9 protein-coding genes and 1 pseudogene are annotated in these 12,333 nt (G+C 72.3%); 8 read left to right on the top strand and 2 right to left on the bottom strand.

Going from position 1 to position 12,333, the window contains the following annotated elements; translation table 11 throughout:
- The 7 genes and pseudogenes from D9R02_RS09550 to D9R02_RS09580 all read left to right on the top strand — a co-directional run.
- A pseudogene (locus D9R02_RS09550) lies at nt 1–281 on the top strand (orotidine-5'-phosphate decarboxylase); the annotation flags it as partial.
- Between the two features lie 170 nt (nt 282–451).
- On the top strand, nt 452–766 hold the full coding sequence (mihF, locus tag D9R02_RS09555; RefSeq protein WP_039101143.1) for an integration host factor, actinobacterial type: 315 nt from the start codon (nt 452–454) through the stop codon (nt 764–766).
- 37 nt (nt 767–803) lie between these two features.
- Entirely contained in the window at nt 804–1,427 is a 624-nt protein-coding gene (gmk, locus tag D9R02_RS09560) for a guanylate kinase (protein WP_019309272.1), read from the top strand.
- A gap of 73 nt (nt 1,428–1,500) precedes the next feature.
- Complete coding sequence (rpoZ, locus tag D9R02_RS09565; RefSeq protein ID WP_239358521.1) at nt 1,501–1,989, top strand: DNA-directed RNA polymerase subunit omega; 489 nt, start codon at nt 1,501–1,503, stop codon at nt 1,987–1,989.
- Nucleotides 1,986–3,383, top strand: coding sequence for a bifunctional phosphopantothenoylcysteine decarboxylase/phosphopantothenate synthase (locus D9R02_RS09570; RefSeq protein WP_168165728.1), 1,398 nt, complete (start codon nt 1,986–1,988; stop codon nt 3,381–3,383). Before rpoZ ends, D9R02_RS09570 begins: the two co-directional genes overlap by 4 nt.
- 9 nt (nt 3,384–3,392) lie before the next feature.
- Complete coding sequence (gene metK / locus D9R02_RS09575; RefSeq protein ID WP_019309269.1) at nt 3,393–4,598, top strand: methionine adenosyltransferase; 1,206 nt, start codon at nt 3,393–3,395, stop codon at nt 4,596–4,598.
- 35 nt (nt 4,599–4,633) lie between these two features.
- Nucleotides 4,634–7,018 carry a primosomal protein N' family DNA-binding protein gene (locus D9R02_RS09580; RefSeq protein ID WP_223246072.1) on the top strand — a complete coding sequence of 795 codons (2,385 nt, stop codon included), beginning with the start codon at nt 4,634–4,636 and terminating at the stop codon, nt 7,016–7,018.
- A 138-nt stretch (nt 7,019–7,156) separates the two neighbouring features.
- On the opposite strand, the gene D9R02_RS09585 is transcribed toward D9R02_RS09580, so the two are convergent.
- Nucleotides 7,157–8,260 (bottom strand): glycosyltransferase family 4 protein, encoded by a 1,104-nt coding sequence (locus tag D9R02_RS09585; RefSeq protein ID WP_070637773.1) that lies wholly within the window; start codon nt 8,258–8,260, stop codon nt 7,157–7,159.
- On the bottom strand, nt 8,257–9,312 hold the full coding sequence (locus D9R02_RS09590; RefSeq protein WP_039101146.1) for an alpha/beta fold hydrolase: 1,056 nt from the start codon (nt 9,310–9,312) through the stop codon (nt 8,257–8,259). The genes D9R02_RS09585 and D9R02_RS09590 overlap by 4 nt, the downstream gene beginning before the upstream one ends.
- A 182-nt stretch (nt 9,313–9,494) precedes the next feature.
- Between D9R02_RS09590 and leuS the strand changes: the two genes are divergently transcribed.
- On the top strand, nt 9,495–12,005 hold the full coding sequence (gene leuS, locus D9R02_RS09595; protein WP_121566813.1) for a leucine--tRNA ligase: 2,511 nt from the start codon (nt 9,495–9,497) through the stop codon (nt 12,003–12,005).
- The last annotated feature ends 328 nt before the right edge of the window (nt 12,006–12,333 follow it).

Raw genomic sequence — 12,333 nt, forward strand, 5'->3', positions numbered from 1 at the left:
GGCTGGGCTCGTGCGGGGTGGTGATCGGAGCCACCGTGGGCGAGGCCATGAGCCGCCTCGGGATCGACCTCCGGGAGCTGAACGGGCCGGTCCTCGCTCCGGGATACGGTGCGCAGGGAGCGGACGCGGCCGCCGTCGCCTCGGTGTTCTCCCAGGTCAGGGGCACGGTGCTGGCCAACTCGTCCCGTGACGTGCTCGCTCACGGCCCGGACGTCCGTGCCCTGGGGGAGGCCGTCACGCGCTCGGCGGAGGAGCTCGCGGAGCACCTGCAGCGCGTCTGACCCCCGGCACGACCGCCCCCTGGAACGCGAGCCCCGGAGCTCGTCAGGGGACGGTCGTGCATTTACCCCCCGCAAAGTCCTCGGGTACTTTCGGTGGGAGACGGCCCCGTTCGCCACCCCCCTCTCGCGCGACCGGTCGGGCCGTCGGGCTACCACGAGGAGAGCTGGGAATGGCACTGCGGCCACTGACGGATGACGAGCGCGCCAGGGCGCGGGAGAAGGCGACGGCGGCCCGGTCCGTGCGCGCCGAGATCAAGAAGGGGCTGCGGGACGGCACCGTCTCCGTGGCCGAGGTGCTGCGCCGCGGCGACGAGGACGAGGCCGTGAGCCGCCTCAAGGTCACCGAGCTGCTGGAGTCCACCCCCGGGATCGGCAGGGTCCGCTCCGCCGCGATCATGGAGCAGATCGGCATTGCCCCCACCCGCCGCGTGCGCGGGCTGGGCCAGCACCAGCGCCGCGCGCTGGTGGAGTACCTGGACCGCTGAGGAACCACCGCGCGGGCGGTGGCTCCCGGTTGGTACAGTGACGGACGAGTTCGACCCGACCGTCGCCGCACCCCCGGAGGTATTCGTGCCCGCATCGCCCACCGTGACCGTTCTGGCCGGGCCCACGGCCGTGGGCAAGGGCACCGTGTCCACGTACGTGCGGGACCACTACCCGGACGTGTGGCTCTCCGTCTCGGCCACCACCCGCGCTCCCCGGCCCGGCGAGGTGGACGGCGTGCACTACTTCTTCGTCCGCGACGACGAGTTCGACCGCATGATCGACGAGGACGACCTTCTCGAGTGGGCCGTTGTGCACAACCTCCACCGGTACGGCACCCCGCGGCACAAGGTCGAGGAGGCGCTGGCCGCCGGGCGCAGCGTGCTGCTCGAGATCGACCTGCAGGGAGCGCGCAGCATCCGGCAGGCCATGCCCGAGGCGCAGTTCGTCTTCCTGGCCCCGCCCAGCTGGGACGAGATGGTGCACCGGCTGGTCGGCCGGGGCACCGAGACGCCCGAGCAGCAGCAGCGTCGGCTGGAAACGGCTAAACTGGAACTCGCGGCGCAGTCCGAGTTCGATCACACGGTCGTCAACGACACCGTGGAGCGCGCCGCCGCAGAGCTTGTGGCACTCATGGGGCTGCCGGGTGAGCAGGGGCGCTGAGCGCCTCGCCATCCTGGCCCACCACCGCGGAGCGCCCCGCACGCCACCGACATCTACGTCCACCACAGGAGTCATGAAGCACGTGAGCACGAACAACGAAGGCATCGTCAACCCGCCCGTCGATCGGCTGCTCGACAAGACGGATTCCAAGTACGGACTCGTGATCTTCGGGGCCCGCCGCGCCCGTCAGATCAACGCGTACTACTCGCAGTTGCACGAGGGCCTGTTCGAGTACGTGGGTCCGCTGGTGGACACCCAGCTCAACGAGAAGCCGCTGTCCATCGCGTTCCGCGAGATCGACGAGGGCCTGATCGAGGCCGACCACGTGGCCCACGCCGGGTTCACCCCCAACGGCCAGATGGTCAGCGACGAGCCCACCGCCACGGACATGTTCACCGGTGACTTCTTCGCCCAGGGCGAGGAGCAGGACTCCACCGCCATGTTCTCGGACGGCACCCAGCTGCCGGCCTCGGAGGAGACCCCCGGGCAGGACTCCACGGAGACCGCGGAGACTGCGGTCGAGGAGACCACCGAGGACTCCGCGGAGCCCACCGAGCAGTGACTGAGCCGCACTCCGGCCACGCCCCCGTCCCCGCCCGGCCCGCGCCCCTGCGCGTGGTGCTGGGTGTGGGCGGGGGCATTGCCGCATACAAGGCCGCGCTCGTCTCCCGGCTGCTGTCCGAGGCGGGGCACCACGTGGTGCCCATGCCCACCCGGGCGGCGCTGGAGTTCGTGGGTGCGCCCACGTGGGAGGCCCTCACGGGGGAGCACGTCTCGGAGTCCGTCTTCGACCGCGTGGACACCGTGAACCACGTGGCCCAGGGCCAGGCCGCGGACCTCGTGGTGATCGCGCCGGCCACCGCGGACCTCATGGCCCGCATCGCGCACGGCCACGCGGACGACCTGCTGAGCACCACCGTGCTCGCCACGTCCGCGCCCGTGCTCCTGGCGCCGGCCATGCACACGGAGATGTGGCTCAACCCGGCCACCCAGCGCAACGTGGCCCTGCTGCGCGAGCACGGCCACACCGTGATGGAGCCCGCCACGGGCCGGCTCACCGGAACCGACAGCGGCCCTGGTCGGCTTCCCGAGCCGCAGGACATCGTCGACGCCGCACTGGCCCTTGCCGCTCGGACGGCTCCCTCCAGCGCGGGGCCCTCCGACGCCGCGTCCACCGGCTCCGCGAGCACCCCCGACGCCGCACCGTCCACCGTCGCGGCTGCGCCTGCCGGGGCCCCCACCACGGACCACGTCGGCTCCGACCCCGGGGTGCTGGCCGGACGTCGCGTGCTGGTCACCGCGGGTGGCACCCGTGAGGCTCTGGACCCCGTCCGCTTCCTCGGCAACCGCTCGTCGGGCAAGCAGGGCGTTGCCCTGGCCCGGGCGGCACGCGAAGCGGGCGCGGACGTCCACCTGATTGCGGCCCACGTGGAGACCGATCTTCCGCACGGCATGCGCACCACCCGCGTGTCCTCGGCGCGCGAGCTCGAGGAGGCAACGCTGACGGCGGCGGCCGGGAGCGACGTCGTGATCATGGCCGCGGCCGTGGCGGACTTCCGCCCGGACACCGTGGGGGAGCACAAGATGAAGAAGTCCGAGGACGGCACGGACCCCGTGATCCGGCTGGTGCGCAACCCGGACATCCTGCGCGCCGTGGTGGCGCAGCGGGATGAGCGCGGCCTGGACCAGCTCGTGGTGGGCTTCGCGGCGGAGACCGGGGACGCCGAGCACTCCGTGCTGGACTTCGCCCGCGCCAAGCTGGTCCGCAAGGGCTGCGACCTGCTGGTGCTCAACGAGGTGGGCACCGACAAGGTCTTCGGCCGGGACGAGAACGAGGTGGTCGTGCTCTCCGCCCGCGGTGCCGAGGAGGCGTCCACGCGGGGGAGCAAGGACGAGGTCGCCCGGTTCGTGGTGGAGCGCATCGCTCGGGAAGAGGGTGTCGGCGCCGCCGGGTAATGTGGTGGCGTGAGCGCATCGACTGAGCACCTGAGAATCTTCACGTCCGAGTCCGTGACCGAGGGCCATCCGGACAAGATCTGCGACCAGATCTCGGACTCCATCCTGGACGCGCTGCTCAGTGAGGACCCCCAGTCCTCCGTGGCGGTGGAGACCATGGTCACCACCGGTCTCGTGCACGTGGCCGGGGAGGTCAAGACGGACGCGTACGTGGAGATCCCGCACATCGTGCGCAAGACCCTGCTGGACATCGGCTACAACTCCGCGGTGCACGGCTTCGACGGTGAATTCTGCGGCGTGTCCATCAGCGTGGGTGAGCAGTCCAACGAGATCTACGACGGCGTCTTCAACTCCCTGGAGGAGCGCACGGGGATCGCCAAGGACCCGCGGGATGCCCAGGGTGCGGGGGACCAGGGCATCATGTTCGGCTACGCCTCGGACGAGACCGAGGCGCTCATGCCGGCCCCCATCCTCCTGGCGCACCGGCTCTCCGAGCAGCTCACGCGCGTGCGCAAGACCGCCGTTCTGCCCGAGCTGCGCCCGGACGGCAAGACCCAGGTGACCCTGGGCTACGACGGCCACACCCCCGTCTCCGTGGACACCGTGGTGGTCTCCTCCCAGCACGCGGAGAACTACGACCTCGACCAGCTCACCCGGGACATCACCACGTGCGTGATCGAGCCCGTCCTGGGCGACTCCGGCCTGGACCTCTCCGGCACGCGGATCATCGTGAACCCCGCGGGCAACTTCGTGCGCGGCGGGCCCGTGGGGGACGCCGGGCTCACCGGGCGCAAGATCATCGTGGACACCTACGGCGGCATGGCCCGCCACGGCGGTGGCGCGTTCTCCGGCAAGGACCCCTCCAAGGTGGACCGCTCCGCCGCGTACGCGATGCGCTGGGTGGCCAAGAACGTGGTGGCCGCAGGGCTCGCACGCCGCGCGGAGGTCCAGGTGGCCTATGCGATCGGCCAGGCCCACCCGGTGGGTCTGTACGTGGAGACGTTCGGCACCGAGACCGTGGATCCCGTGCGCATCGAGAACGCGATCACCGAGGTCTTCGACCTGCGTCCGCTCGCGATCATCGAGGACCTGGACCTCAAGCGGCCCATCTACGCCAAGACCGCGGCCCACGGGCACTTCGGCCGCACGGACCCCGACTTCACGTGGGAGCGCACCGACCGGGTGCAGGAGCTGCGTTCCGCCGCGGGGCTGTGACCCCCGGGCGGGACACCCCGGAGCAGGCTCCCGCAGTGGGAAACCCTCCTGGCCCGGCGGGCACCCCGGATGCAGCGGAGACCCCGGAACGCGAGCACACTCCCGGGCCGGGGGCCACCTCGGAACCGGAGAACACCTCCGGCGAGCAGCTCACGCTCGCGGGCCTTCCCCCGGCGCCGGAGCCCCGCGCCGCGCGCTCGGGTGGTTCCGCCGGCACGCGAGAGGCGGGGCCCCGCCCACGGGGCGCCGCCCTGGGCTCCGAGGGCGTGGCCGCCGAGAACCCCGTTGCCCGGGTGCTGCTGGAGGCCTACGTCCCCCACCTGGACCGGGTGTTCGACTACCGCGTGAGTGCCGCCCTGCACGAGCAGGCCGTGGTGGGGTCCAAGGTGTCCGTGATCTTCTCCGGGCGCAAGATGTCCGGGTGGGTCGTCGAGCGGGTGGCACACACCGACGTTCCGGGAGAACGGCTGCTGCCCATCCGGCGGGTGCTCTCACCGCTGCCGGTGGCAGCCCCGGAGATCGTGGACCTCGCGGAGGCCGTGGCCCAGCGCTGCGCGGGAACCGCAGCGGACGTGCTGCGCGTGGCCATCGCGCCCCGGGTGGCACGCGTGGACAAGGAGTTCGCCGTGGGGGACGCCACGCCCGCACCGGTGGAGGAACCGTCAAACGCCACCGAGGAGCAGCCGTCACCCGGGCAACAGGACAGGGAGGGCGAAGACGCCGTCGCCCCGTCGCCCGAGGTCTGGGAGCACTACGAGCACGGCCCCGAGTTCATCGCGGCGGTGGCGTCCGGGAGGCCGGTGCGCGGCGTCGTCGAGGTGCTGCCGTCCGCCGAGGACCACGACTGGGCGCGCCTGACCGCGAACGCCATGGCCACCGCGTACGCCGCCGGCCGCGGGGCTGTGGGCGTGGTGGCGGACCACAAGGCCCTGGAACGGCTCGAGACCGCGCTGCACGAGCTGGTGGGGGAGGACGCCGTGGTGCGGCTGCACGCCGGGGACGGCCCCACCCCGCGCTACCGCGGATTCCTGGAGCTCGCGCTGGGCCGCAAGCGGCTGGCCGTGGGCACGCGCTCGGCGGCCTATGCACCGGTGCAGGACCTCGCCCTGGTGTGCTGCCACGACGACGGGGACGTCAACTTCGTGGAGCAGCGCGCCCCCTACCAGCACACCCGGGACGTCCTGCTGCTGCGGGCCCAGCAGCAGAACCTGGCCGCGCTGTTCACCGGCTACGCCGTGAGCCCGGAGGCCCAGCGCCTCGTGAGCACGGGGTGGGCCGTGCGGCTGGCCCCGGACCGGACGGAGCTGCGCAGGTGCTCCCCGCGGATCGAGGCGACCTCGGACTCCTACAACACGGCCCGCGATCCGCTCGCGGCCCGCGCGCGGCTGCCGCACGAGGCGTTCCGGGTGGCGCGCGCGGCCCTCGAGAAGGGACCGGTGCTCGTGCAGGTGGCCCGCAAGGGCTACGCGCCGGTCCTCGCCTGCCAGCGGTGCCGCACACCGGCGCGCTGCCGCGCGTGCGACGGGCCGCTCGCCCTGTCCTCGGCGAACGCCGTGCCGGTGTGCACGTGGTGCGGTCGCCAGGCGCACGAGTGGAGCTGCGCGGAGTGCGGCTTCACCAGGGTGCGCCTGAGTTCCGTCGGTGCCGGGCGCACCGCCGAGGAACTCGGGAGGGCCTTCCCGCAGGTGCCTGTGATTTCGTCTTCCGAGCACACGGTCCGGGCGCGCGTGGGGTCCGCTCCCGCGCTCGTGGTGGCCACCCCCGGGGCGGAACCGGTGGCCGAGGGCGGGTACGCCGCGGCCCTGCTGCTGGACGGCAACCAGATGCTCGCCCGCCCGTGGCTGCGCGCCGAGGAGCAGACCCTGCGCCGGTGGTTCAATGCCGCCGCCCTCGTGCGCTCGGCAGAGCACGGCGGCACAGTGGTGGTCACCGCGGACCAGGACCGCGCCGTGTCCGCGCTCGTGCGCTGGGACCCCGCCGGGCACTCGGAGCGGGAGCTGCACGAGCGCCACGAGCTGGGCCTGCCCCCCGCGGTGCGCACCGCGGCGCTCACGGGTCCCCGCGGGGCGCTCGCGGCCACCCTGCGGGACCTCCAGCTGCCCGAGCGGGTGCGCGTGGTGGGGCCCGCCCCGGTCGAGAACACACCCGGCAATGGCGCTGACGTCGCGGAGAACGAGACCGGGGAGACGTCCGATGGCACTCTCGACGGGCTCGCGCGTGCGGGTTCCGCGGAGACCGCGCGCCCGGGCCGGGCGGGCGCAGGATCCGGCGAGGACCGGCCGTACCGCGCCCTGCTGTTTTTCGGGTTCGGGATCGCGCCCAAGATCACCGCGGCGTTGCGCGCGGAGAAGGCCCGGGCCTCGGCCCTGCGGGAGCACGCGCCCGTGAACGTGCGCTGCGACGTCGCCGACCTGCTCTGAACCACCCGGCGAGCCCAGCGGTCCGGGGCGGCGGCTTTCGTGTCGCCGTCCCGGAGAACGGGGAATCTGCCGCCGGATGCGGTCCCGCGGGCACCAGAAGTGCCACGAGTGAGTCCTCGGGCCATCTCCCCGGGGCGTTCAGCCGCGCTGGTGCAGCTCGCGTGCGAGGTCCAGCAGGTCCCGCGCGGAGTCCGCCCACGTGTGCTCGCGGATCCGTTCCAGCCCCGCCAGGACGCGCTGCCGGGCGAGACCCGGGTCCGTGAGCTCGCGCACCCGGGCGGCGAAGGCGGCGTCGTCGTCCACCGGGGCGTAGCCGGCGGCGTCCCCGGCGACCTCGCGGAAGATCGGCAGCTCGGAGCACACGACGGGCGCACCCTCGGCGAAGGCTTCCACGAGCGGCAGGCCGTAGCCCTCCGCGCGGGACGCCGTGACCAGCGCGGCGCACGAGGACAGCAGCTCGCGGTACTGCTCCTCGCCCACGCCGCCGTGGAAAACCACGCGGGCCCCGGCCGGCACCTGGGCCTGGAGTTCGGCGCGGCGCGCGGGGGAGATGCGCGAGAGCAGGTGCAGGGTGTGCCCGGGGAGGTGGGCCATGGCCCGCAACAGGGTCTCCACGTTCTTGTACGGCAGGAACGAGCCCATGTACACCAGGTCCGTGCCGCGGCGCGGAAGCCGGGCGAACGCCTCGTCCTCGGGGATCCCCGCCGACGGCGCCGCGTTGGCGATCACGCGCACGTCCCGCTTCGTGAGGCGGCGGGCCAGGATCTGCTGCCGGGAGGTCTGCGAGACCGTGGCCACGGCATCGGCGCGGTTGAGCGTGAGCCGCTGGGGCCACCAGGCCTTGTGGTACGCGCGCCAGCCCCACTGCACCGGCAGCGGCAGGTCGCCCGGGGGCTGCGGGTGCTCGTAGTAGATGAGATCGTGCAGCGTGAGGATCAACCGGTACCGGCGCCCCAGCGAGCCCATGGTCTGCATGGGGGAGAACACCACGTCCGGGTCGAAGCGGTTGACCGCGAGCGCCGTGAGAACCTCCGCGGGCGAGGTGACCGAGGGGCCCGTGATCGTGGCGACGTCCTCGGGCACGAACGCCCGCTGGGCGGGGTCGCTGACCAGCGCGCACAGCCGCACCCGCGGATCCTGCCGCACCTCTCGGGCGGTCGCGGCGAGCAGCTCGGCGCTGTAGCGGCTGATGCCGTCGTGGTGGTCGGTGCGGATGTAGCGGGCGTCGAAGAGCAGCTTCACCGCTCGGACTCCCCGGACAGGCCACGCGCCCGGGTCTCCCGCCGGAACTGCGCGGCGCTCGCCGCGGGGTCCACGGCGGGGAGCATGCCGGTGAGCTGGTCGGGGGTGGACACGGTGGTGTCCGCGTGGGGCAGCTGGTCGTAGCCCTCCAGGGGCTCGGGGGCGGGGGACTCCAGGAAGTCCTCGATCATCCGCGCGGCGGTCTGCGGCGCCTCGTAGTGGATCAGGTGGCCCACCCCGGGGATGATCTGCAGGCTGTGGCTGCGGATCCAGGACGCCATGGTGCGCTGGGAGTCCACGGAGCCGAGGTCGTCCAGCTCGCCCACGATCAGCAGGGTGGGCATGGTGAGCTTCATGGCCACCTCGGCCACGGTGCGGGAGATCGAGGCGTCGTAGGCCTGGGTGAGGACGTCCCGGTTGGCGAACGTGTTGAAGTACGCCTGGTGCTGGCGCAGCGCGTAGTGCTTGATCTCGGGGTCCTCGGACTTGATCATCACGTCCGTCATGAGCTTGACCACGGCGTTGGAGGACAGCAGCCGGGTGCCCAGCCGGCGGGGCATGGTGGAACCCGCGCCGTAGTACAGCCGGGTGAGCTTGGTCAGGGACTTCTGCGACCCGCTCAGCGCGGGCTGGGAGATGGGGTTGATGAGCACCAGCCGCTCCACCATGGAGGGGTGCTCGGCGGCGAAGTGCGCGGCCAGGATGGAGCCGAAGGAGTGTCCCGCGAGCACCACGCCCGTGCCGGAGTCCGGGGTCACGGCGCCGTCGGTCAGGGCGGTGATGAAGTCCCGGGTGAACCGCACGTACTCGTCCACGGAGTGCTCGCGCTGCGGGAAGGGTTCGGAGCGGCCGAAGCCGGGCAGGTCCGGGACCACCACGTGGTACTTCTCCCGCAGTGCGGTGGCGATCAGCTGCAGCCCGTGGTGGTCACCGCGGAAGCCGTGGAGCATGACCAGCAGAGGTTTGCGCTGCTTGTCCGCGTCGTAGAACCAGTACCGCACGCGGTACCCGTCCAGTACCACGCTGCGGCGTTCTGCGTAGGGGTTGTCCACCGGGCCTCCATCCATGCGTCATCGGGCGCCCCCATGGTAGCCGGGCCCCCTGCACGCGGGCCGTGACGGCCGCTGGTCTAAACTGGGAGGGATCCCCACACATCCACGCGGGGGACCGCGCTGCCGCCCCGGAACCCCGGCCTCGGCACCCGCCCGGCCCCGTGAACCTGAAGGCGAGGCACGTGAGCGAGCACAGCACCCCGGAGGCGGGCACCGAGTACGACGTCCAGCGCATCGAGGCCACCTGGTCCGGCTACTGGGACGAGAACCGCGTCTACGCGCCCGCCGACGACGGCTCTGCGGAACGGCGCTACGTGCTCGACATGTTCCCCTACCCCTCCGGTGACCTCCACATGGGCCACGCCGAGGCGTTCGCCATGGGTGACGTGGTGGCCCGCTACTGGTGGCACCGCGGCTACGACGTGATGCACCCCGTGGGCTGGGACTCGTTCGGGCTGCCCGCGGAGAACGCCGCGATCAAGCGCGACGCCCACCCCGCGGAGTGGACCTACCGCAACATCGACACCCAGCGCGAGTCCTTCAAGCGCTACGCGATCAGCGCGGACTGGGACCGGGAGATCCACACCTCCGACCCCGAGTACTACCGCTGGACCCAGTGGCTGTTCCTGCAGTTCTACTCCCACGGGCTGGCCTACCGGAAGGACTCCCCGGTCAACTGGTGCCCCAAGGACCAGACCGTGCTGGCCAACGAGCAGGTGGTCAACGGGGCCTGCGAGCGCTGCCACACCCCCGTGACCAAGAAGTCCCTGAACCAGTGGTACTTCAAGATCACCGACTACGCCCAGCGCCTGCTGGACGACATGAGCGAGCTGGAGGGCCACTGGCCCGAGCGCGTGCTGGCCATGCAGCGCAACTGGATCGGGCGCTCCGAGGGTGCGCACGTGAACTTCGTGATCGAGGGCGCTCCCGCCGAGGGTGCCGACGCCTCGGACACCTCCGGGCGCACCGTCACCGTGTTCACCACTCGCCCGGACACCCTCTACGGCGCCACGTTCTGCGTGGTGGCCGCGGACGCACAGATCGCCCAGGACGTCGTGGCCCCCGAGCAGGCCGCGGCGCTCGCCGAGTACCGCGAGCAGGTCAAGGCGCTGTCGGACATCGAGCGGCAGTCCTCGGACCGCGAGAAGACCGGCGTGTTCCTGGGCCGCTGGGCGGTGAACCCCCTGACGGGCGAGAAGTTGCCGGTGTGGGCCTCGGACTACGTGCTCGCGGACTACGGCACGGGCGTGATCATGGCGGTGCCCGCCCACGACCAGCGTGACCTGGACTTCGCCCGCGCCTTCGACCTGCCGATCCGCACCGTGCTGGACACCGGCGAGGAGGATCCCGCGGTCTCCGGCGTCGCCGCGGTCGGGGACGGCACCCTGATCAACTCGGGTCCTCTGGACGGGCTGCCCAAGGCAGAGGCCCTGGAAAAGGCCATCGAGATCGTCACCGAGGCCGGCACCGGCGAACGCTTCGTGAACTTCCGGCTGCGGGACTGGCTGCTGTCCCGGCAGCGTTTCTGGGGTGCCCCCATCCCGATCATCCACTGCGCCTCGTGCGGCGAGGTGCCGGTGCCCGAGGACCAGCTGCCCGTGCGGCTGCCCGAGGACCTGCGCGGTGAGCAGCTCGCGCCCAAGGGGCAGAGCCCGCTCGCGGCGGCGTCAGACTGGGTGAACGTCAGCTGCCCCGCGTGCGGTGGGGCCGCGAAGCGTGACACTGACACCATGGACACGTTCGTGGACTCGTCCTGGTACTACCTGCGCTACACGTCCCCGCAGGACGACGCCGCCCCGTTCGACCGTGCGGCGGTGGACCGCTGGCTGCCGGTGGACCAGTACGTGGGCGGTGTGGAGCACGCGATCCTGCACCTGCTGTACTCGCGGTTCTTCACCAAGGCCCTCTACGACTTCGGCCTGGTGGGTTTCACCGAGCCGTTCAAGGCGCTGCTGAACCAGGGCCAGGTGCTCAACGGCGGCAAGGCGATGTCCAAGTCCCTGGGCAACGGCGTGGACCTGGGCGAGCAGCTGGACGCCTTCGGCGTGGACGCCGTGCGCCTCACCATGGTGTTCGCGTCCCCGCCCGAGGACGACGTGGACTGGGCGGACGTCTCCCCGCAGGGCTCCCAAAAGTTCCTGGCCCGCGCGTGGCGCCTGGCCCAGGACTGCACGGCGGACCCGGCGGCGTCGTTCGCGGACGGGGACAAGGCGCTGCGCAGCGCCACGCACCGCACGGTGGCGGACGCCGAGCAGCTGCTGGACTCCGGAAAGTTCAACGTGGTCATCGCCCGCACCATGGAACTGGTGAACACGGTGCGCAAGGCCATTGACACCGGCTGCGGCCCGGCGGATCCCGCCGTGCGCGAGGCCGTGGAGGCCGTCGCGATCCTGCTGAGCCTCGTGGCGCCGTACCCCGCCGAGGACATGTGGCACCTGATCGGCCACGAGGACACCGTGGTGCGCGCCCCGTGGCCCACCGTGGACCCCGCGCTGCTGGTGCAGGACACCGTGACCGCCGTGGTCCAGATCAAGGGCAAGGTCCGCGACCGCCTGGAGGTCCCCGCGGACATCACCGAGGCGGACCTGGAGGCCGCGGCCATGGCATCGGAGACGGTCCAGCGGCTGCTCGCGGACGCCACGGTGCGCAAGGTGATCGTGCGCGCTCCCAAGCTCGTGAACATCGTGGTCTGATGACCGCCCACGGTTCCCGGAGCCCGTCCCCCGACTCGCACGAGCCGGAGGGCGGGCTCCGTCCGTTCCCGGGGCTGCGCACGGACGGCAGCGCGCACGCGGGGGACGCACCCGCCCCGCCCGCCTCCCCCGCAGGAGGCCCGGACGACGACGCCGCGCCGCGTCCCGCGCGAGAAAGGCGGTCGCCGCAGGGTCGCGGTGGTGACCGACAGTGCCGCCGCCCCGCCGCAGGGTTGGCTCGAGGACTGGGAGGGCTCCGGCGGGTTCGCGCTCGTGGACATGCCCGTGCTCATCGGCGGGCAGCTCCCCACCCAGGACGAGGCGGAAC

This window comes from Kocuria rhizophila (assembly GCF_003667225.1).
GTDB lineage: Bacteria > Actinomycetota > Actinomycetes > Actinomycetales > Micrococcaceae > Kocuria > Kocuria rhizophila.

What these genes read in the sequence shown, in the direction of transcription:
- mihF (WP_039101143.1), top strand. Translation starts at nt 452, where the DNA reads ATGGCACTGCGGCCACTGACGGATGACGAGCGCGCCAGGGCGCGGGAG.
- rpoZ (WP_239358521.1), top strand. Translation starts at nt 1,501, where the DNA reads ATGAAGCACGTGAGCACGAACAACGAAGGCATCGTCAACCCGCCCGTC.